26 protein-coding genes and 2 pseudogenes are annotated in these 21,804 nt (G+C 40.3%); 1 reads left to right on the plus strand and 27 read right to left on the minus strand.

Translation table 11 applies throughout. The features are described 5' to 3' along the window. Nucleotides 1–109: 109 nt before the first annotated feature. The 27 genes and pseudogenes from NSA57_RS17285 to NSA57_RS17415 all read right to left on the minus strand — a co-directional run bounded on the left by NSA57_RS17285 (nt 110) and on the right by NSA57_RS17415 (nt 21,205). Nucleotides 110–559 carry a transglycosylase domain-containing protein gene (locus NSA57_RS17285; RefSeq protein ID WP_257465581.1) on the minus strand — a complete coding sequence of 150 codons (450 nt, stop codon included), beginning with the start codon at nt 557–559 and terminating at the stop codon, nt 110–112. 160 nt (nt 560–719) lie between these two features. Continuing rightward, complete coding sequence (locus NSA57_RS17290) at nt 720–1,172, minus strand: GNAT family N-acetyltransferase (protein WP_177957277.1); 453 nt, start codon at nt 1,170–1,172, stop codon at nt 720–722. A gap of 68 nt (nt 1,173–1,240) precedes the next feature. Beyond that, nucleotides 1,241–1,705 (minus strand): GNAT family N-acetyltransferase, encoded by a 465-nt coding sequence (locus tag NSA57_RS17295; protein WP_257465582.1) that lies wholly within the window; start codon nt 1,703–1,705, stop codon nt 1,241–1,243. Between the two features lie 341 nt (nt 1,706–2,046). Next, nucleotides 2,047–4,380, minus strand: a complete 2,334-nt coding sequence (locus tag NSA57_RS17300; protein WP_177957265.1) for an ABC transporter permease — start codon at nt 4,378–4,380, stop codon at nt 2,047–2,049. Then, a complete protein-coding gene (locus NSA57_RS17305; RefSeq protein WP_177957266.1) occupies nt 4,377–5,060 on the minus strand; it encodes an ABC transporter ATP-binding protein in 684 nt (227 codons plus the stop codon). Before NSA57_RS17305 ends, NSA57_RS17300 begins: the two co-directional genes overlap by 4 nt. Nucleotides 5,061–5,138: 78 nt before the next feature. Next, a pseudogene (locus tag NSA57_RS19845) lies at nt 5,139–6,175 on the minus strand (sensor histidine kinase). 8 nt (nt 6,176–6,183) lie between these two features. After that, a complete protein-coding gene (locus NSA57_RS17315) occupies nt 6,184–6,870 on the minus strand; it encodes a response regulator transcription factor (protein WP_172495663.1) in 687 nt (228 codons plus the stop codon). A gap of 329 nt (nt 6,871–7,199) precedes the next feature. Beyond that, nucleotides 7,200–7,442: a hypothetical protein gene (locus NSA57_RS17320; RefSeq protein ID WP_177957267.1), complete on the minus strand. Its 243-nt coding sequence runs from the start codon at nt 7,440–7,442 to the stop codon at nt 7,200–7,202. A gap of 89 nt (nt 7,443–7,531) precedes the next feature. Next, a complete protein-coding gene (locus NSA57_RS17325; protein ID WP_177957268.1) occupies nt 7,532–7,888 on the minus strand; it encodes a GNAT family N-acetyltransferase in 357 nt (118 codons plus the stop codon). Nucleotides 7,889–7,941: 53 nt separating this feature from the next. Beyond that, a complete protein-coding gene (locus tag NSA57_RS17330) occupies nt 7,942–8,370 on the minus strand; it encodes an NUDIX hydrolase (protein ID WP_177957269.1) in 429 nt (142 codons plus the stop codon). A 423-nt stretch (nt 8,371–8,793) separates the two neighbouring features. Further along, on the minus strand, nt 8,794–9,801 hold the full coding sequence (locus NSA57_RS17335) for a serine hydrolase domain-containing protein (RefSeq protein ID WP_257465583.1): 1,008 nt from the start codon (nt 9,799–9,801) through the stop codon (nt 8,794–8,796). Nucleotides 9,802–9,860: 59 nt separating this feature from the next. Beyond that, nucleotides 9,861–10,196, minus strand: a pseudogene (locus NSA57_RS17340) (VOC family protein); the annotation flags it as partial. A 95-nt stretch (nt 10,197–10,291) separates the two neighbouring features. Next, on the minus strand, nt 10,292–11,248 hold the full coding sequence (locus NSA57_RS17345; RefSeq protein WP_257465584.1) for a phosphotransferase family protein: 957 nt from the start codon (nt 11,246–11,248) through the stop codon (nt 10,292–10,294). Then, nucleotides 11,217–11,465 (minus strand): hypothetical protein, encoded by a 249-nt coding sequence (locus NSA57_RS17350; protein WP_257465585.1) that lies wholly within the window; start codon nt 11,463–11,465, stop codon nt 11,217–11,219. Before NSA57_RS17350 ends, NSA57_RS17345 begins: the two co-directional genes overlap by 32 nt. 155 nt (nt 11,466–11,620) lie before the next feature. Continuing rightward, nucleotides 11,621–12,061 (minus strand): GNAT family N-acetyltransferase, encoded by a 441-nt coding sequence (locus tag NSA57_RS17355; RefSeq protein ID WP_177957274.1) that lies wholly within the window; start codon nt 12,059–12,061, stop codon nt 11,621–11,623. Between the two features lie 70 nt (nt 12,062–12,131). Further along, complete coding sequence (locus NSA57_RS17360; protein WP_257465586.1) at nt 12,132–12,455, minus strand: inorganic pyrophosphatase; 324 nt, start codon at nt 12,453–12,455, stop codon at nt 12,132–12,134. Further along, on the minus strand, nt 12,424–13,620 hold the full coding sequence (locus NSA57_RS17365; protein WP_257465587.1) for a winged helix-turn-helix domain-containing protein: 1,197 nt from the start codon (nt 13,618–13,620) through the stop codon (nt 12,424–12,426). Before NSA57_RS17365 ends, NSA57_RS17360 begins: the two co-directional genes overlap by 32 nt. A 78-nt stretch (nt 13,621–13,698) precedes the next feature. Next, nucleotides 13,699–13,893 (minus strand): pyridoxamine 5'-phosphate oxidase family protein, encoded by a 195-nt coding sequence (locus NSA57_RS17370; protein WP_257465588.1) that lies wholly within the window; start codon nt 13,891–13,893, stop codon nt 13,699–13,701. A 371-nt stretch (nt 13,894–14,264) separates the two neighbouring features. Further along, complete coding sequence (locus NSA57_RS17375; protein ID WP_257465589.1) at nt 14,265–14,510, minus strand: response regulator; 246 nt, start codon at nt 14,508–14,510, stop codon at nt 14,265–14,267. A gap of 62 nt (nt 14,511–14,572) precedes the next feature. Beyond that, nucleotides 14,573–15,565 (minus strand): metallophosphoesterase, encoded by a 993-nt coding sequence (locus NSA57_RS17380; RefSeq protein ID WP_334304836.1) that lies wholly within the window; start codon nt 15,563–15,565, stop codon nt 14,573–14,575. Between the two features lie 250 nt (nt 15,566–15,815). After that, nucleotides 15,816–16,412 carry a putative ABC transporter permease gene (locus tag NSA57_RS17385; protein WP_257465591.1) on the minus strand — a complete coding sequence of 199 codons (597 nt, stop codon included), beginning with the start codon at nt 16,410–16,412 and terminating at the stop codon, nt 15,816–15,818. Nucleotides 16,413–16,454: 42 nt separating this feature from the next. Continuing rightward, on the minus strand, nt 16,455–17,480 hold the full coding sequence (locus tag NSA57_RS17390; protein ID WP_257465592.1) for a polyprenyl synthetase family protein: 1,026 nt from the start codon (nt 17,478–17,480) through the stop codon (nt 16,455–16,457). Between the two features lie 314 nt (nt 17,481–17,794). Then, nucleotides 17,795–18,259, minus strand: coding sequence for a response regulator (locus NSA57_RS17395; protein WP_257465593.1), 465 nt, complete (start codon nt 18,257–18,259; stop codon nt 17,795–17,797). Then, the gene (locus NSA57_RS17400) at nt 18,199–18,543 is read right to left on the minus strand and encodes a YxeA family protein (protein WP_172496531.1); all 345 of its coding nucleotides are present in this window, start codon (nt 18,541–18,543) and stop codon (nt 18,199–18,201) included. Before NSA57_RS17400 ends, NSA57_RS17395 begins: the two co-directional genes overlap by 61 nt. A 155-nt stretch (nt 18,544–18,698) precedes the next feature. After that, complete coding sequence (locus tag NSA57_RS17405) at nt 18,699–19,481, minus strand: ABC transporter permease (RefSeq protein WP_162209479.1); 783 nt, start codon at nt 19,479–19,481, stop codon at nt 18,699–18,701. A 4-nt stretch (nt 19,482–19,485) separates the two neighbouring features. Further along, nucleotides 19,486–20,289 carry an ABC transporter permease gene (locus NSA57_RS17410; RefSeq protein ID WP_257465594.1) on the minus strand — a complete coding sequence of 268 codons (804 nt, stop codon included), beginning with the start codon at nt 20,287–20,289 and terminating at the stop codon, nt 19,486–19,488. Beyond that, nucleotides 20,282–21,205: an ABC transporter ATP-binding protein gene (locus NSA57_RS17415; protein WP_257465595.1), complete on the minus strand. Its 924-nt coding sequence runs from the start codon at nt 21,203–21,205 to the stop codon at nt 20,282–20,284. The genes NSA57_RS17410 and NSA57_RS17415 overlap by 8 nt, the downstream gene beginning before the upstream one ends. Nucleotides 21,206–21,361: 156 nt before the next feature. Between NSA57_RS17415 and NSA57_RS17420 the strand changes: the two genes are divergently transcribed. After that, nucleotides 21,362–21,736 carry a response regulator transcription factor gene (locus tag NSA57_RS17420; RefSeq protein ID WP_257465596.1) on the plus strand — a complete coding sequence of 125 codons (375 nt, stop codon included), beginning with the start codon at nt 21,362–21,364 and terminating at the stop codon, nt 21,734–21,736. The last annotated feature ends 68 nt before the right edge of the window (nt 21,737–21,804 follow it).

Raw genomic sequence — 21,804 nt, forward strand, 5'->3', positions numbered from 1 at the left:
TGTGAATTGTCAAGGTGCTCCGACTACTGAAAAGTAGTCGGGGATTTTTCTATCATACCTAAAAATTAAGCGCTTACCTTCTTCCATCATAATAAATAATGCATCCACTTTACATTCCCTTCCCGTTGCATCTTAGACATGGCGAAACAAATCTCCATACCTCTATCATCTGCCATTCTATCCTGTCAGCATTCTCCCGGGTAAACACTTTATTCCTCATCATGCTGTTCAGAACCTTTCTCACACGTTTCACTGCCAGTTCATTCCCCATATCCGGCGAGTAAGCAGATGGCGCATTGGGAATCCCTGCCAACATAGCGCACTCATAATCACTTAATTCTAATGGTTCCCTTCCAAAATAGCCTACAGCTGCCTCACGAATACCATAATAACCACTACCAAAATAAACTGTATTTGCATATAACTCAAAGATCTCTTCCTTAGTATATTTCGATTCCATGTCCAATGCCGCAAAAACCTCTGCCGCTTTTCGCTCAACAGTTACTATTTCTTTTCCCCGCCGAATCACTACACCGTAAAGGCAATCCGAAGTTATCACTTATTCTTATTTTTAAAAAATCTAATAAAATTAAAGCAATCCCCACAATAATGACTGTAGTTCTTACCGATGAATCTGGTGAAAATAAGCAAAATACAACAAGTCCCGCTCCAGCACCTGGAAAAATCTACCATCTATTTTTCATGTTTTATTATGACCTCTACACTTCCTTTACCATCTGCATTTCTTTGAATTGCATATCCAAGAATGTATACTCAATCTCTTTGATTTCCTGAAAGCCGACGGAAGCATACATTTTGCGTGCAACTGTGTTTTCCAAAGACACACTGATATACAGTTTGTCCGCATTATGCTTGTTCTCAAAATACTCCAGAAATTCCAGCACAGCTCGCTTTCCATAACCTTTTCCCTGAAACTGCTTTCCAATCATAAAGCGGCTCATAGACCAGCCGGGTAACATATCATCATAGTCGTAGGGCACAAAGCCAACCATCGTTTCATCGTGGTAGATTCCCAGGGTGTAAAGGTCATCCTCGTAAGCCGCTTCTACCAGAGACAGCTTGTTATCTGCAACAAATTTCACCTGATTATCATCAACGGTCAATGCCATACAATCCCAGTAATTGGTTTTGTCTATTTCCCGAAATGTCATTTTAAATCCTCTCATTCTAAATAGTCCTGTTTTTCCGTCTCTGTAACAGTTCACTAAACCGGAAGTTGTCACTCCGGTAATTCCATTTCATTATTCATTTTTACAAATCCATATTTTTCATATAACGGTCGCCCCATATCCGTCGCTTCTAATGAAATAGACGAGATACCTTTGCTCTTAGAATCTTTAACCAGCATATCTAATGTTTTATAGGCAATCCCCTTTCTTCTGTACTTAGGGTTAGTATACACATTCATTATATACGCCTTATTTCCACTTGGATTGTGATAGGTCGGCATTACTTGGAAAAAACTAACACCACCAGCTCCAATACAACAGCTATCATTAAAAATCAAATACGCAATATGAGAGCCATCACAAAGTGCTTTTTGATAGTAGCTATAAGATTGCCTTTTCACTTCACTCATATCAGTATCAGAGCAAAGTTTATTAGCTGCCCTTAATACCTCTATTCTTGTTTCTACCAATATATTTATATCTTCAACCGTTGCTCTTTTATATGTTAGGTTCATATTGTATTCTCCCCTGCAAATCCTTATTTTCCATGTTCCATTCTCACATTCTAAAACTGATGTATAAAATATTCTGCAATATAGCGGCTTTTCATTTCCACTGTGCCGCAGTTTTATCTATTGTTTCATTTACAGGTTCTTTATCGTATCTGTGATTGCCATGTCTCGCATCCATTTCGCCGGCGTGTATACTGCAGCAATACAGAAAAAGGTAACCATTAAAAATAGAATAAACGAAATCTTACACTTTTCCCAGTCCCTCCTAGTCGACCCCTTTTCTTAAAATATCTCTGCCGAACGAGAGACTTACTCTGTCCGGCAGGATATTTTCAACCTTTTACTTACAATTCATTAATTGTTGCGGTAATCGCCATATTGCATATCCGTTTAGATGGAGCATGGGCTGCAATAACAGCAGAAACAAAAATAAAAACTGTTACTACAGCGAGCAATACAATCGGCAAATGCCATGCCACTCCAAAATGACGTGTAATCATCAGCGTATGCAGAAAACGGCTGAAAGGAATTCCCATTCCACAACCCAATATCAGACCTGAAACAGCATAGGTAAAGGCTTCCGCAGAAATCATTCGTGTAAGCTGTTTATTGTCCATGCCAACCGCACGCATTGCACCATACTGTTTTGTTCTCGCAGATACACTCATAGAAATACTGTTAATAATATTAAATAGAGTAATGACCGCAATAATTGCTAAAAATCCATAGCAAACAATCCGTGATGCCCAATAAGTTGTGTTGTTCGTCCGATTACTTTCCCGTTGGTCAGTAACAGCGATATCGTCATTTTCAAGTTTTCTGATTTGTGCTACTGTTTCATCTGTAGCATCTTTTCCCAGTTGAACACCAATCAAACCATATTTTTCCTGTCCCATGAGGCGGTCAAACGTTTCCTGTGAACAGATGATAATCAGATCATCGCCAAACAGTCCTTGTGACAGGGCGCAGGAAATCTCAACCTCAGTGCCTGCAATCTGAATGGTATCGCCGACTTTTAAGGAGTTGTTTTTATTAAAGACTGTCGCAACCTTGTTGCTCTCTCCATAAACTTCATTCAAGGTTCCCTGAGCAATATTTCCTTTTGCATAGTCCAACAGCGTATCATCATAGGAAACAATATTGATATGGTCTATCCCAGCTCTTGAAGATGTTGCAGGGATATTACCCATATAGCTACTGCCATAAGCATTTGTAACGCCATCTATTTTTCTGATTTCATCAACCAAATCATGGTCAAGAACCATTTCATTACTATAACTGGCTAACGCAAGATCCGCTGAGGTAACATTTAGTGATGGCAGCAACAACCGTACCATATCCATCACAATGGAAAAAGAAAGAAACAATATAATACAGAGAGCAAAGGAGGCTGTCAATAAACACCAGTTTTTCTTTGATGCTACTGCATGATGTATGCCCAAAGAACAGTCAATTTTCCCAACACCTATCTTTGCGGCATGGTAAACAGTAGCTGTGTTTTCCATATTACCGGAAACTGCTGACATAGGAGAAACCTTAGCAGCACGTTTTGCCGGGGATTGTGCCGCCAAAAGTACTGTTACAATTCCTACCACGGCTCCGCTGATAAGGCCGGCAGGACTGATTTTGAACACCGGTGTCACAGCAAGTTCACCACCGACAACATAACGGAGTACCCCGCAGATGCCCCAACTGATGATTGTACCCATAAGGATTCCAGCGGGTACTGCTATCTTGCACCAATTCAATGCCTCCAGCCGCACAAAGCGGATGACTTGCTGGCGGCTTGCGCCAATACAGCGCATCATGCCAAAGAACTGTGTCCGATTGGCTATATTGCTGTTCATGCTACCAGAGATCATCAGTACGCCTGCTAAGAGCACTATAATAAACAGAATCACTGCAATTCCGTAGAAATTCTTCATAGCGGTATTGCTGCTTTGCCCTGCCATACCCATTACACCGGTATTTTCTGAGATGTTTTCCGCCGGCAGCTGATATTGTGCCTGCAATTCTGTGATGGCTTTGGTTGCTTTCGTCGCATCCTCGAACTGCACATAATAGGCTGGCTCATTGTCTGTAATTCCATTATTCTCCATAATGGAGGCAAATGCTGTTTGTGTCATATATACCCCTACTAAATAGGTCTGATTTTCATAATATCCTTTATCCTCTGTACCAAACCCAGATATTTTAAACGTTGCATCTCCGGCAGGGGTATGCAAGGTTACATTTTCTCCAATCTGTGCTCCAAATGCTGTTACAGCATTTGGGCTAAGCATAACTTCACTATCATTCTGCGGAAAAGCCCCATCCGTAATTCCATTTGAGATCTGGTTCATATAGGTTTCTTCGGTACCATATAAGACAGCTTTTTTTTCGCGAATACGATACGGCTGCCCTCCTTCATAGTTAAACACGGAAGATGCACCTACGTCGGTAACATCTGTACGTCTACAGATTTCCTCTGCAATATCCTGTGAGATATGATCCAGTTGAAGATGCCAGTTTCCATGCTTGCTCAACATGATGCTGCTTTCCGTCCGAATCATCATGTCTGTTACACTGAAAATCGCAGTCACAAGAAAAACAGCACATATAATGCATAGAATTGTCATACGGTTCTGCCGCCTGCGGACCTTTGCAGAAATCGGCACAAGACTAAGATAGCTTTTCATTCACTGCACCTCCCCAGATCGGTCAGCACACCATCCGACACCTGCAGTACCCGGTCTGCAGTCTGTGCAATGCTCCGACTATGCGTAATCATAATAATAGTCTGTGCGTATCTCTTTGACGCATTTTTCAGCAAAGTAATTACCTCATTGCTGTTCTGCGTGTCCAGATTTCCAGTCGGCTCGTCAGCGAGTATCAGCGAAGGCCGTGAAATCAACGCACGCCCGATTGCCACCCTCTGCTGCTGACCTCCAGATAACTGGCTCGGCAGATGGTTCCGGCGTTCTTTCAAGTTAAGAACTTCCAAAAGCTCCTCCAGATACTTCTTATCCGGTTTCTGATAATCAAGCAGTACCGGGAAGATAATATTCTGCTCAACAGTAAGCTCTGGGATCAGGTTGAATGCCTGAAAGATAAAGCCGATGTTCCTCCTGCGGAAAACCGTCAACTTGCTCTCCTTCATTGCAAAAATATCTTTGCCGTCGATCAGCACTTTTCCTGATGTCGGGTTATCCAACGCACCAATCATATTGAGTAATGTACTTTTTCCGGAGCCTGATTCCCCGACAATAGCCACATACTCACCCTTTGGGACAGAAAAATTGACTTTCTTCAATGCCCGTACGGATGTTTCACCACTGCCGTAAGTTTTGGAAATTGATCTTACTTCTAATAAATCCATATTATAAGCACCTCTTTCTCATATTTTTAATTCGATGAAAGTATACCATCCAAACCTTACTGTAATATTACTGTAAGCCTACAATTTTGTAGGGATTAAAAAACTCAGGGTAAAAGTTGTTCCGGCTCCTAACGTACTGTCCACTTCTATCGTGCCATTGTGCGATTCAACAATCATTTTTGCGAGAGGAAGACCAAGGCCAATGCCTTGCTTGTCTTTAGAAAAACGGCTCCGGTAAAACCTCTTGAATATATGGTGCAAATCCTCCGGCTGGATGCCGCTCCCATTGTCCTTTATGATAATCTGAACTACAGATGCAGACTTTTTCCATTCAATCCAGACAAAATTCCCCTTTTCTGTGTGGTCAAAGGCATTTTTCACAATATTTTCTACTGCCTCTATCATCCAGTCATGGTCACAAAGCAGTGAAATATGTTCATCCCCGGTCAGCACCAGTTCCTTCTCTTCCTGCCCAGCACGGTATGCAAAGTGCAGTTCCACTTCTCCCATCATATCCGCCACATTTTCTGAGTTTTTTCAAATACTATGGAACCGGCATCCAGTTTCGTAATCTTCAGCAAATTCTGTACCAGCGTTTCGATCCGATCAAGTTCTTTTTCTGACAGCGCTGCAAACTCCTGAATTTGCGGCAGTTCTTCCGTCTCCCCCTGCAGAAGTCCGTTATAAATATTCAATGCCGCAAGAGGAGTTTTCAACTGATGGGAAATATCCGATATGGTATTTTTCAAAAACTGTTTCGATTTTCTCTCATTTTCTACATTTGCGTCCAGAATGGCAGCCAGAGAATTTACCTCATGGAACAGCCGGTACATTTCCCCTTCTTCATCACATTCTATCCTCGTCTCCCTGTTACCGGAAATGTATTCTGTGATCTGAGCCACTGCATTTTCCATAATTTCATTCTGTTCTTTAAAGTATCCATAACAGGCTGCCATAATCGCAATACACATGAACAAAGCGCATAACAGAATATAAAGTGCTGCATTGTTAAGTTCAAACATCATGAATGACACGGAAACCACGATAAATATCAGCATACAAACCATAATTTTATAAAATAAAGCCTTAATTTTTCTGTTTGCCAGTATTTTCATGATGCACCTCATTCAGCCGTGTTCCACTTATAACCCATGCGACGGACGGTCACGATCCTTTTGGGCTTACCCGGATCATCTTCAATCTTTGTCCGCAGTCTGCGTATATATACCGTAAGGGAATTATTGTCTATATAGTTTTCATCACAGTCCCATAACCGATTTAGAATCTGCTCCGGGGAAAGAACCTCATCTGGATTTTCCATGAATAAACATAACAATTTATACTCTCTCGCCGTTAATTCGACCTGCACATTATTTTTATATACTTCTCCTTTCAGAAGCTGAACCCTTATACCGTTAGAATTCAATTCCGTATCCGCCTGATTAAAATTATCGCTCCTTCTAAGCAGGGCATTGATTCGCGACATAAACACCGCCAGCTTGAACGGTTTTGTGATATAGTCATCGCCGCCGATATCCAGCCCCATGATAATATCTGTTTCTTCATCCATAGCGGTCAGAAACATAATCGGCACTTTCGAGGCCTGCCGTATTCTTTTACATATGTCAAATCCAGAACCATCCGGCAGGGATACATCCAAAATCACTAAATCATATGCTCCGTTTTCCCATAACCGGTCCGCTTCATCTTTGGTATGTGCAACATCTAGCATATATCCCTGCTTTTTCACGGCAAAGGATAAGCCATTTATTAAACTCAAATCATCCTCAACTAATAAAATCCATTTCATTTATTTTCACCATCCTTTTATCAGCTGCTTAATCTCCTTAGAAATAACTCCTGAGCTTCTTTATACACTTCCATTTCACTTACAGCCACAACTTATTTTACCTCTATAAGCATATTATCTCAACTCTATCATCGACAATACAAGAAAACTGCCACCGACAGTTTTTCTGCATACTGAGGCATACAAAAGAGCCGATAAACACACCTGTTCCCAGATACCTGCTACCAACTCTTATTTTCCCTATAAATCTGTAGCCGCAACCCTTATCTATTACCTTTCTCTGAATACTCAATAAAACATTATGTATGCGGCAATGCCAGCATTTTTCGTCATTCAACCTTAAGTGACAGACTTCCAGTGAAATCATCACCTTTGAGAACGATAAAGTTATCTCCGGCATTAAAAGTAAATTCGTAAACGCCCTCGTCAGTCACTTCCGCAATCATATGTTCTTCCTTATCTCCCAAAATGATATGTTCATCTGTACTTCCAAGCCAATAAAGGGCAGCCGTACCGGATTTAATATTAAGTGAATAAGTCACTTTCAGTGTGCTGCCATTTTCACGTTCCATCGAAGTACCGCCAAAGATATATTCTTCCCCGTTAAACCGGATGTACTCAGCTTCATAACTTCCAACATAATCATCAATATCCGGATCACTTAATTTTGTTCCTTTATAATTTTATCTATGAATATACATTCTTGTTTTTCTTCTTCTCCATCACCTTGAACCATGCATAAAAAATTCCAACCATAACGTTCATAGAATGATGTATGATCTGTAATCAAATAAACAGGTGTTATTCCCTTATTCATATCTTCTATAACAAGCCTTAGCAACTGCCCTGCTATCCCCTTATTCCGATATTCTTTTTCCGTATATACCGCACAAACATTAGGGGCAAGATCTTTCATGTCATGGAAATCATTCTCAACCACTCCCAAACTAGCAATTATTTTATCCTTATCTAAACAAAGATACCATCCATACTCCGTTAAACCCAGATAAGCTTCCATACACTCAAAATATGCTTTTTGAGGATATCCAAAACCCTAAAGCAAATTGGGAATTATAAGTACCCCCTGCGCTTTGCTTCTTCTATCAGTTTCGGTTGAATCAACGGATATGTCCAGCTTTCCACAAGTTGTTCCGTAATGAGAATTTTTTCAATTTCACTATGTAATTCATTTTCAAAAGACAGAATATTTGCAAAGTAAAGCATTCCATAACTCTCTTTACCATCAAAATTATCTGGCGCAGTGACTGAATATACACAAATAGGTTTTATGCTGTATTCAAGCGCGCCCGTTTCTTCATACAACTCTCGTTTTGCAGTATCAAAAATATGCTCTCCATTTTCTCTGTGACCGCCCGGAACTTCGTATGTTTCTCGCTCTCTATGTTTACAAAACACCCATTTATTGTCTGTTTTTGCAATGATGACAGCAAATTTTAATAATCTGTCATCAGCTTCATCATAAAACTTTACTTCAACCATTTATCATTCTCCTTCCTACAATAACAGATACACCTTCCGATTTACCGCCATTTAGCGAAACAAGGAAAATCATTTATTAGAGTACCAAACTGCTTTATCGATAGGTAAAAAGCTCTCGTGCGTTTACGTAAGACCAAGCCTCGCAGAGCGAAATATACCCCTTGCCCATGGCGCACCGTCCGAAAGAGAACGCATCTGAAATAAGTTCAGGCAGTTGCTGGAGCAAGGCGGACGGCGGAAACTATGTAAAAAATTCTTTGACAGAGACAGTCGATAACGGAAATACCGTCAGCGTGTGACCGCTTTTTCTTACAAAGGATCACAAATTATATCATTCTTATACTCTAATGTTTTATGGGATGCCCTTTCATATGCAATTATTTCTTTCATCAATGTTTCTCCTAAAAATCTAATTACATATATTCAGTAAAGAACTTCTCTTATTTTTCTCATCTCTCTCCAAACATTATCTCCATAGTTGCTCACCAAAACTGAAATAATTCCATTATTCGGATTGTATTCAGATATAAAACTTACTCCCGGATCACAACCTTGAAAATATGCCAAATCTTTGCCATTGGGATTATCAATTATCCACATGCCATAGCCATAATACCCTTCTTCCGCATCAGTCCCATCTCCACTCTGCTTACTGAGCATATCTGAAACAAACGATTTTGAAATTAGATTTCCTTCCAGTAAATTAGTCCAAAAGCTAATTATATCTCTTACCGTTATAAACGCCCCGCCCGCACCAGTACCTTTTACATCAACAGAAAATATATTTGTGCGATAGTCATTTGTATCATGACAATAAATATAGTTATTGGCACATTTTGCCGGCAGCTTGTCCAGTTCATAATAACCCGTTGATTTCATACCACATATATCAAAAATACTCTCTTTTAGGTATCGGTCAAAATACATCCCTGTAACTTTTTCTATAATCATTGCAAGCAATACATACCCTGAATTATTGTATTGAAATTTTTTTCCTTTCGGGTACATCATAGGCTTATTTATAAATAGCGGAAGCAAATCGCTGTTATGTCTGATTTTATAATTGGGATAATCGATCCATAATTCCTCATATTCGTCCATAACACTTTCATCAAAATAATCTGGAACACCCGACGTATGATTTAAAAGCTGTTTGACTGTAACGTCCTTATCGATCTCATTTAATGGGATATCCAACAACACGCCCAATGTATCATCAAACTTTATTTTTCCTCGTTCAATCAACTGCAATATTCCTACCGCAACAAATACTTTTCCTGCTGATGCACTTGCAAATTTCGTTTCTGCCGTGTTAGGAATTTCATTTGACAAATCTGCAAACCCAGTTTCTCTTTCATATAATACTTTACCGTTCTGCACAATATATATATTTCCCCTAAAAGTTACATCAATCATTTCTTTTATATCCATTTCAATTCCCTCCAATTTTCCAGTCACTCTGCTCCATTGACCTTATCCGTCAAGCGACTATGTCCGTCTAAATCGTAGAATCGGATCACCCGCTGCCCCCAGCTATGTTCGATTACTTCTTCCAGATATTCAACGTCCGGGTACTCTTTCAGCTTATTCAGAAAACCGTCAAAGTCCTGTTCTTCAAAGACGATTTCCGCATTGTTGGATTTCTTTAATACCTTTTCTTTTGGCAGATTCACAGGCCAGTCAAAATCCTGCTGCAACGCCAGGCCGCAGGTAAACGCTATGTTCTTTCCATAATCCTGATACACCTCTAAACCGAATAAATCTTCGTAAAACTCTCTTGCAGCATTGATGTCTGCTACAGAAACAACAGTACAAATATATTTCATATTTGTTATCCTTTCTACGATCAACCGTATGTCCCAGCAACCATAACCATATTGCCGCACACTGCCCCATATAGTCAACAGTTATATTATTCCCTTTATTCTCCCAGCTTTTTAAACAACTCCGCCAGCATATGGGTAGCCCACTGATACATGTCCATCGTCTCGTACTTCCGGTACTCACACTCCAATGCTACCAGAATAAACAGATAAATATCGTACCACAGGCTCCTTCTCTCCTGTGACTTCGTAAACGCTTTCATGCCATAACCTTTCCGAAAAAAGGGATTGTCTGAATGAATCCTGAAGCTTACTTCCAATAGGGGATCTCCCCAGATGCAGCGTTCCCAGTCAATCAGGCCGGTAATCACCCCATCCGAGACAAAAATATTCCCGTCCCAGAGATCCCAATGCACCAGACGTGGCTCTGTCACTTCTGCAAAAATGTCCTTATCCCACTCCAGATATCGGAGCAGCTCATCCTGAGGTATTTTCAAATCAACATTTCCTTGTCTGGCATCGCTGATTCCTGCCTTCAGCATCCTGCGAAAGACCATGTACCAGTCTTTCCCCTGAAATTCCGGCTGCCCAGGATAACCGAAACAAGGACAGGCAATACGGTTGATCTCCTTATTAATTCTTCCAGTCTCTTTGTATATGTCGTTGATCTGTTCCTGAGTGAAAGCGTCCTTTATTTCATGCAGACTGCTTCCTTTCAGCTTTTCCATGAAGAAATACGGAGATTCACATATCGTATGGCTGTCATCATACACAAGCACTTTAGGAACGGGGATTCCTCCATGCTCCAGCGCCATTTCCATCGCCTGGACCTCCGCACACATGATATTTCTCTCATATGTCATGACCCGGACGCCTTCCGCCGGGGCGACCTTCAAAATGACTGCCTCCCCACTGCTTAAAGTCACCTCATAGGCCACATTAAAATATCCTTCCGTCAGCTCCTTATAAGACTGTAACTCAAGTGGATGGAAGAAGCGTCCCACCATCCTCCTGAGTGTTTCCTCATTCTGCCTGTTCTTTGTTAAGCTTTCCATAGCCTCTCTCCTTCTGAAATTTTTTGTAACTGAATCCGGCCATGACCGCCGCTGTCCAGTCGCTGATTGCAAATACCCACCACATGGCAGAAATGTTTTTCATGATTCCTCCGAGTAACAGAAACGGAAGACGAATCAAGAAAATACATACCATTGATAAATGCAGCACCCTTTTCCCCTGTCCCAGCGCCTGGAAGAATGCCTGGATGACAGGCATTACCCCTCCGGCACAGGCTGCCCAGCAGATAATCTGCACCCGGTGTTATCTTCAATTTCTTTCACAGATTGCTCATATGGTTGCTTACCGCTTTAGTAATAGGTATAATCCTCGTTCCAGACCATTTTGTTCAATTCTATAGGATAGACTCTGAACTACATATCTAACCATTGAATAAAAGCTGTTTTATCTGTACAGTTATATCCCGCATTTTTATAAAACTCTAACGTCTTTTGTTCTTTTGAACCTGTCAGCAGCATCATCTTATAGCAATTATTATTTACAGCTATGGTTTTTGCATAATTTAAGCATTCCGTGGCATAACCATGCCCTCTATAGTCTGCATGAGTAACAACATTTTCCACAAATGCATACGGACGTATGTTTCTTGTTAAGTTTGGAATAATCACACAAACGCACGAAGAAACAATCTTTCCGTCAACAATATTTACAATAAGATGATGATTTTTATCTGCTATAATTTGACTCCAAATGACCGATAAATGTTCTGACTGTTCCGGAACATTCTCTTCATGCAAATACAAATATAAATTCAACACTTCCTGCAATTCTTCTTGTTTCGCTTCACGAATCATTCTTATCACCTCAACTCATTTATCTCCGTCATAAAATACTTAATCCATAAATTTCATTATAACGAAATTATTACATTCTGATTTCCGACTTAAAATACTGTTCCTGAAACTTTATCTGCTCCATGATTTCCTTCTCACTAAAAGAAAGATTTTCAGGTGCAACCACCCATTTTTCTTCAACATCATCCAATCGGTGTACAACCGCAATAATCTTTCCTGTAAATTCTTTAACAGCTTCATTTACACCAATGATATAAGCATCCTGCTCCTCACCATCCGGAGCCATAATGCCTTCGATATATCCGTAGTTAACAGGATAATACAGTTCTTTATGTTCTGGATGATAACTTCCAAGCGGTCTGTCAACGATGACTTTTACAATCTCTCCAATCATTCCAGCCTCCTTTTCTGCAAAAACGTTCAAACCGTCTGATGCGTCTGTCCACATCGCGCTGCAGTGCCTTTGTCAGACGCAAGTCCGGCTCATACCAGATATTTTTTAGTTCCAGCTTTCCCTGCTTTTTATCATAAGCCATTTCTATCCTGCCTGCAAATCTGTCTCCATAGAGAATCGGCAAAACATAATAACCATATTTACGCTGCTGCTTCGGCGTATAGATTTCCCATTTATAAGAAAAATCAAAAACTGCTCCTATAAGCTTCCTGTCCCAGATCAGATTATCCAGCGGTGCAATAAATTCACAGCGCTTTTTCATCGGGGGATTTTTCAATATAAATTCTGCAAGTCCTGCATCCTCCCTGCGGCAATACAACGGCTCCCCAATCTCTTCCACTTTTACTTCAATAATCTTCTCTTCTTTTAACAGCATCTCGAATATAGCATTTCTTTGTGCAGCCTTAAGTCCCTGTATACCCAGCCATGCGTCAGAAGCACGGTTCCACAAAAGCCCCACCGAACCAATGCGCTCTGACACCAGCCATTTTCTATAATCAAAATCCGAAGGAAAAGGCTCTGGTTGATTCAAAAACTCTTCCGGAATGCAATTTTCAATCAGATCATAATATTTCAGTGTTCCGCTCTTATGATGGATTCCCAGTTCTCCGACAAAATACATATGTTCCAACGCCGCTCTCGACAACCTGGTATCACTCCAATACCAGGAGACCTTTTCCACTATGTCCAAATCTGCGCTGCACAGTGGTCCTCGCCGTGCAATTTCCTCACGCACCCGTTCCTGTACCTCCACAATTTCTGTATGGCTCCTCTCCCAGCTTCGGTGAGCCTGCCGCTCCCGGCCAAAATATTTCCAGTTCTCTATTGGAAGAATTACGAGATTTTTATCAAAATAATCCACCAGTTTCCGATCAATATATAAAAGCTCATAAAGCATCGTCTTTTGATAGTCTTTGATTCTGGACTGTAAAACCAGATCCGCATTTCTGCCACAGACATCCACCGGATCAAACTGAATGCATCCTGCCTGCCGGATAAAAGAAAGGATGCCTTCTTTTCCAACAAATTTGTAATCCCCCAGCAAGCCATGCTTTAATAACAAAAACTGCCGCGCCTGTTTTTTCGTAAAATAAATTCTGTCCATTTGCCCTCCCACCGCTAATACAGAAAACGGCAAAACCCGTCATCATACTGTAGCAACAGAATTAATCCATAATGTTTCCTATTTCTTAAAAATATATAAAGCATTGTACTTTTCATCATCAGAAAGCATTTCAACACGCCCTTGTCCAATAACACTCTCATATTCCATTGTGCAACTTCCGCGTTCAACCTCTGTCACTAATTTATGTTCACAATCCATTTCAAAACTGGCTCTATTGTCCTTTTCAATCAAATCATATTTTGTACCTTCCATAGCTCCATGAAAATACAACTCGATTTTACCTTAATTTGTTAATCGGTCACAAACCTTTTCGCTACATTCTTGGTAAATCCCATCCTTTATTATTCCTATGCTGCCTCCGTCCACTAGACTTCTCTTTCTAATTTTCTAAAAATATAATCTGTCAGCGACCAGACAGCAGTAATAGCAACAAATAAAATGCACAGCAATACTCCACCTACAATCAGGATGATCTTCTGAAAAATTTGTCTTAATACCGACATATGTGTTTTATTTTTCATAATTCACTATAATATCTACGAGATTTTTATCTGTCTTTTCTACCCAGAACACCTTTGCCATTTGAGCCTCAAAGCGATCCTCACGGGTCAAATAGCTGCTCATTATGATGGTTGGCAATATTTTGCAAAAGATGTCCTTATATAATCAAGCAGTTCAAAGCCTGTCCCGTCAGTCATCCGAATGTCAGAACATACCAGAGAAAAATCATCTGCCAAAAGAGCATTCCTGGCTTCCTGAACGCCAGAAGCTGTTGTAACAATATGCCCTCGTTCTCTTAATGCCTGTGCAAGAAGATTAAGAAAAAGAGTATCATCATCCACAATTAAAATTTTTCTTATACTCTCCAAAATTTACCCTCCAATACTTTTTTATAAATTGAACCATGCACAATACTGGTAAACTCACCATCCTATATGTTATTCCTATATTGAAAATGTACTGTGATGGGGCAGATTTCCGCAATCGTACCTACACGCATATTCGGTCCAAAAAGCCCAACACCCGAAGTCACAATCGTATGCATATGATCCTTTTTCAGATATCCATAGGAATTCTCCCACATAAGTGCTGTAATCAGATTTGCTGGAAACATCTGTCCATCGTGTGTATGACCACACAGATCAATGTCCACCCCGGCATCTGCCAATTCCTGGAGTTCCTTCGGTTCATGGTCAATCACAATAACCGGCTTTTCCGTATCAAGTTCCCCCATCAGTTCTGCAGCAGTTTTTCTCATATTAATCCCACGTCCGGGTCGCTGTGCATCTGGCCTGCCATACAGATAAAAACTGTCGTCAATCAATACTGCTTCATCCTGTAACAAATGAATACCGGCCCTCTCCAAAAACTCATCCATCTGTATACTGCTCTCTTTCTTTTTGTTTCCCCCAAAAGTAAAACCTGCCAGTATTTTTTCCTCAACATCATGATTTCCATAACAGGCATAAACACCGTACTTCGACTGAATTTTTTGCAATACGGCAATCAGTTCTTCCGGATCATCAAGAGCCTCGTATTCATTATCAAAAATATCGCCTGCAAATACCACAATATCCGCATTCTGTTCATTGATCTTATCTACCATCTGCATCATGTGTGCAGTACCAATGTTGTAGCCCAAATGTAAATCAGCGGCTAATACCACATTTAAGTTTTCTAATCTCCCGCCGTCTTTATTGACAGTAATCTCATATGGTGTAACCTGGATGATACGGGCATTGTATGCTCCCCATGCACTAAGCCCAAGAACAACCACTGCACAGATTCCTCCCGCCGCAGCGGTCCGGCATTTTAACCTCCGTTTCGTGATAAGGAAAAGCAGGAAACAAATCGCATCTGCCATTAGAACAGCCAAAATCAGATACAGTAGTATACCGAGCCAATAATTACTGATCAATTTCATAATCCTCCTGGCCGGCCCTATCGGCAGAAAAAACGCAATCAATAATGACGCTGCCAGAAAAACATAGGCCAGGCTGATTACAACACATATCCCTGTTTTTCTGAACAATGGATTGCATGTACCCAGCCATCTGTGAAGCCGAATCAGCAGATAGCTGTTTGCGATAATATAAATTGGTGACAAATAAACAGCAAGCATAATCTCTCCATACTTTTTTCACAACACTTAAACTTTTAGGATATATGTATCATTAACGGTATCTGGCGATTCCAATACCGAGATTCGGATTTTTGCCTGAATATATCAGATCCGCACAAAATATTAAGATTAGTACCAGGCATGCTGGCGCAAGTATTTTTTTCGGTATGCGCCTGAATAGATGATCAAGAAGCGGTGCATAAAAGTATACGATCACCATCCCGCCAAAGCCAAAGGCCAGCAACCCTTCTACACAAATTCTTCCATTAAGATTCAGAAAATAATCGCTGTAATCCCACCATCTCATTCCATCATACATCTGCTCCAGAAACCATGATATGTAATACTCAATACAGCCACATAGGAGAATGATAGCCAGAAATTCCAGCAGCGGCTTTTTGCGCAGCTTATGAAGTAGTGTCAGGATCAGTATACTCCCGGAACCATAAATAGGCAGCCACGGTCCATGAAGAAATCCGCGGTTCACAAAACTCCCATCCGAAATCAAATGAAGGCAGACCTCCCATAACCATCCTGTCAGGCTCATGGTGAAAAATATCATAACCATAGGCCAAAACGAATCATATTTGCCTTCACAGACATGTCCTATTTTTTCTATCATTGATTTCCACTTGTTTCTTTCTGTCATAATATTCCCCTGAAGTATTTTCCCGGTTTTTAAACCGGCCTCTTAAATAGAAACAAACTTTTCAAACGGAATATCAGACAAATGATCTGACACGATCCTATGGGCACTTAGATGAACCGTATCAACTAATTCCTGCAGCTTTTTCCTGGCAATAGAATCTTTAAACACATTCAAACTCTGCTTCGCTTCTTCGGCATATTGATCTATCATCCCCAAAGTATATCCGAAGCCATCGGAAACACGGATTAATTCCGCTATTCGCTTGTCTGTCAATTCACTATACAGACCATTTTTGATATCCATTGCAATTTGTTTCAGTTTGGCACCATTCCTGCAATCAGAAAATGAGTAAATAGCCGGGAGTGTATAATATCCGCACCAAAAATCATTATGTATGGTCTTCTTTGCTAAGTCATCTGTGGACACAAAATCCAACAGATCATCTCTCAGTTGAAACAGCAGACCAAATTTTTCTGCAAACCGTTCTGCTGCCAATACTTCACTGTCCTTACACTTACCTTCGTAAGCACCCGATCCACAAGCTATACTAAACATTGCCGATGTCTTTCCTAGGATATTCTCAATATACTTCTCCTCTGTAATTTCCGTATTATAACGATTATCAAATTGGCTGACCTCCCCATCACACATGGTTTCCAATTTGTCAAACATCAAACCATACCAGGGCTTGTTCTTCAGACCAGTCCGTCTAATTGTAGAAAAAATCATAAAGTCGCCAGCATAGACTGCCATCTCCTTTCCGAATTTTTTCTGCACGGATAATTGTCCCCTGCGGGTATCCGCTTCATCTATAATGTCATCATGGATCAGTGAAGCGGTATGGCATATTTCAATCACCGCCGCGACCTCTGTCGCATCAACAGCTTTCCCTTTGAGCCTCGCACATAAAAGTGTCAAAATCGGCCGTATCTGCTTTCCCCTTGCGTTCAGCACCCAATCCAGCATTTTCTGCATTGACTTATTGTTTGACCGGCATAAACGCTCTATATGCGTATTTACCATCTGCAGTTCAGTTTCAAGTCCTGGCACATCCTCAATATTTATCATAAAATTACTCCTCGTCTGGCAATGCTCCATAGAACAACCATCTTTTCTTGTACTTTACATTTTATGAAAGTATACCATCCATACCTTACTGTAATATTACTGTAAGGCTACAATTTTGTAGGAATAGAAAAATCCAGGGTGAATGTGGTGCTATTTTCGTAAGAGATTCGTCACTTTAAAAATAAATACAGTTGGCTGCTGCTTGATTTTTTCTATATTAGCTCTAATACAAGGTCCATCCAAGTTATATTTCTCTTAAACATAAAGGCAGAGACAATCACTCCAGTATGGAGCAACTGTCTCTGTATTATCATCTATCCCATAAACCAATCGCCACTATTCACAATTTGCTTTTTTCTAATTGTTGTAAGCAGATCCGAATCAGTCTTGTTACAGAATGTTCCTCCATAAAACTTTACGCTATGAACCACAAATGAATCCTCTGTCCCGGACATCAAAATAAACGAAATTTTCTTCCCACTTCTATGAAGCTGTTCCAGAAGTTCCAAACCTGTACCGCCCGGCATATTGTAATCCGAACAGATCAAATCAACTGATATGTTTTCAAGTAATTTCAATGCCTCATTCACACCACAAGCCTCATATATCTCAAACTGATTCCTTAGAACATGAGATAGCAGCCCTAAAAATGTAACGTCGTCCTCTACAATCAACATCTTTTTCAATATTTTTCCCTCTATTAACGATAAATTAAACATTACTCTGAGTAAACACTCTGTACAGCAGATGGAAGTTCCGTATACTCCACTTCTTCCCAATTTACAACTCCACGAATTGGAGCTACCTCCAAGCGTAAGAAGGCGTCATCCTTGAGAATTTTACTTGTTTCAAAAGTAATATCTCGTTTCGTACTATTTTCATCATAGACTGTCAATGTGTAAGAATAATTCATCGCACCGTGCGGTTCAATTTCCTTTACCTTTGTGTTATCAATTTGTGTATAATAATCAGTGCCGCCAGTTCCTGCAAAAATGGCGATACCAATACAAAGGACAACCATAACCACTATCCCAACTCCGATTAATACATTCTTTTTGTTCATCCTATAACCTCCCTAAATTATTTCATTTTTTTACTACACATAGTCAACTTAAAACAAATCAGCATAACTGCTATGCCAATACACACTAATGTTTTTTTCATGAATACCACCCCATCTTTCGATCGCTTTTGCATTTTCATCCCTTTTGTTCTAGATTACCAACCTCTTTTTCGCTCTGCTTTTTTTGGCTTCCTTTTTGCTTTTACATTGGGAAGTTTTTCTGAATGTGTAAAAGCATTTAACAGTACAACAGAAAGCAACACCGTGAGAATTAATATGATGATTGCCGGAAAGGTCTGATAGGAAACAGTATCATATTCTGCACCACAATACGGATCAAACAAAATCATTGCAGCCTTGATCGGAAACCAATTTAGCAAAGAGCCCTCAAAGGTTCCAAAATAACCATATACGAATGCGACAGCAACACCAATCAGGCTACTTCCAAAAAGAAATGTATTGATAATAATGAGTGGAAGTACCGAAAGGTAAATTAAAATATTTGTGGCTATGATCCGCCCCGTGGCGATCATAATGCTGTATGCTGACATTCCGGGGAAATGCAGGAGCAGATTCATAATAACAGCGAACGCGGCGTTGATAAGGCTGAAAGCTATGGAGAGAAAAAAAAGAAGCTCAAATTTTCCAAGCAACAGCTTTTTAAAGTCAACCGGAACCGTTAAAATTGATTTCAGAGTGTCGTCCGTTGTCTCCCTCGAAATAACAAAGGAGGCTGTCAGCATAATTACCACAGGAAAAAAATACGTACAATTTTGCTGAACCACCTGATGAACAAAATAGTTAAAATCCCAGCCGACAGAGGTACTGGCCGTCGAGTAAAAATAACTCATAAATACGGAGAGAAACATCATAGCGGCTCCGGCCTTGATTACAGAATAGCGTTTTATTTTCCAAAATTCAGTTATAAGATTATCCATTTCATCACCTCGTCCATTTCTTATAAAAATGCAGCATGAGCAGTATCGAAAAAACCAGCGTTATCCCCAGTACAGCAAATGCCCAAATATCGGAGGGAAATAACAAATAAGCTGCTTCTGAAAGATATCTGTCCGCCAAACGTCCCATCATTTTTTTGCTGCTCCAATTCATTACACATAAAGTCGGAAATAGATTAATTACCTTTACCAGCGATAAATTCACTTCAACCAGCGATAAAACACTCCAGTTCAAAATCGCATAGAAGAATGAAAGAAGCGTGGAAATCAAATAGGATTTGTTGAAATAGATAATGAAAACGATAACCGGCAACGTGGCAATCGTAATTCCTATTCCAAAAACAAGACTGAATACCAGCTTAAATCCAACATCATAAATGATTCCCGCCTTTAAAACCCATGTAAAGAAAATCATAAATACAGTATTGCAAAGGGTATAAAAAAGCCCATAAATCAATACAACGAATAATTTTGCCGCAATCAGCCGTGACGTAGTGACCGGAATTACACATAGATTTTTGAAAGTATCATTATCCCTCTCCATAAAGAACAGTATGGAGGCTAGAATACCCAACAGACACGGTTCCAAAAAAACCAGACCATATCCAAGCATCATGGTATAAGATAAATCGAACCGTCCTTTCAAAAATTCCACACTTGTATCATTTCCCATTTCCATTTTAGAAGTGTAAACCACAATAAGAGGGAACAGCAGAGATAGCAAAATAATAAAGGGCACAATTTTTTTACGCTTCAATTTTGCAAACTCACCAGCTATCAGGTTAAGCAATTCCCTCACCCCCTGTTACTTTCTTAAAATAATCTTCCAAAGTGTCTTCACAAAGGTGCGCTTCAAACACCTCCAGGCCATTTTCTACAAATGCACGGGTAATCGCTGCAGTCGGCAGATTGACATCCAGCAAATGGATATTATGCTGATCAGTAATCTTAAAATATCTTGTCTGAAACATTGTTTCAAAAATGCGGGCGGCTTGTTTGCTGTCGGATACTGTAAAATGGATATAATGGCGGTTTTTCTGTTCTAATTCAGCAAGACTTTCTTCTTCCAGCAGCTTACCATGATCAATAATGCCGATATCATCTGCTAGGAGAGCAATCTCCGAAAGAATATGGCTGGAAATCAAAATGGTCTTTCCCCTGACATCACATAATTCTCGGATAAAAGAACGAACCTCTGCAATCCCGATAGGGTCAAGCCCGTTAATCGGTTCGTCGAGAACCAGTACTGCCGGATCGTGCATGACAGCCAGCGCAATCGCAAGCCGCTGCTTCATTCCAAGAGAGTATTGCGAAAACAGCTTTTTATCCTGATACGGCAGATTAACAAGTTCCAGTGCGCTCCTAATGTAGTTGGAACCTTTCAGCCCACGCAGCTTCGCAAAAATTTTCAGATTTTCCGTTGCGGTCAAGTTAGGATAGAAGCCGGGGGATTCGATCAAACAGCCCACACGCGGAAGAATTTTCTTCTCGTTTCCATAAATAGGCTTTCCGAAAATCTTCACTTCGCCGGATGTGGGAGCCGTCAGACCTAACAACATTTTCATAGTCGTGGTTTTTCCTGCACCATTTCGTCCCAACAGACCATAAATACGCCCCTTCTTTACATGGATACTTAAATCAGATACGCTGGCCTGTTCTCCATACATTTTTGTCAGGCTGCAGGTTTCAATAATGTAATCACTCATAGATGTTATACCTCCTTTTTGATTCACATTGATTGTAACATGGCATCCTTGAGGGTATCTTGAGTTAACCTTGAATTTACCTTGAGATTTCAAAACATGAATAGGATATTTTCATCTTTTGAGCTATAATAAGGGACAAAGAAAAGGAGGTGCCGTATGAAAGATAAAAGCATTCTTGCTGTCGATGATGAATCAGAGCTGCTTAAAATGCTCCAATCGGTTTTTGAACGTGCCGGGTACACCAAAATCACCACTGCTTCTTCTGGGAAAGAGGCATTAGCGATATTTCGGGAAAATCAACCCGATATGGTAATTCTTGATGTGATGATGCCGGGCATTGACGGTTTCACTGTATTAAAGGAAATACGAAAAACGAGTACGATTCCTGTTCTCATGCTTACAGCCCGCGGAGAAGCCGATGATAAGTTTTTAGGATTTGAAAACGGAGCTGATGATTATCTTATAAAACCTTTTTTGCCCAAGGAGTTACTTCTGCGTGTTCAGGCAATCTTAAACCGCGCCTATTGTTAGTGATTTCATGAGCTGTCACCAGATTGCTCACATCAGTTGACGCTCACTTGCTTAACTTTCTGTCACCA

This window comes from Blautia caecimuris, from assembly GCF_024622975.1.
In the GTDB taxonomy this organism is placed as follows: domain Bacteria; phylum Bacillota; class Clostridia; order Lachnospirales; family Lachnospiraceae; genus Blautia_A; species Blautia_A caecimuris.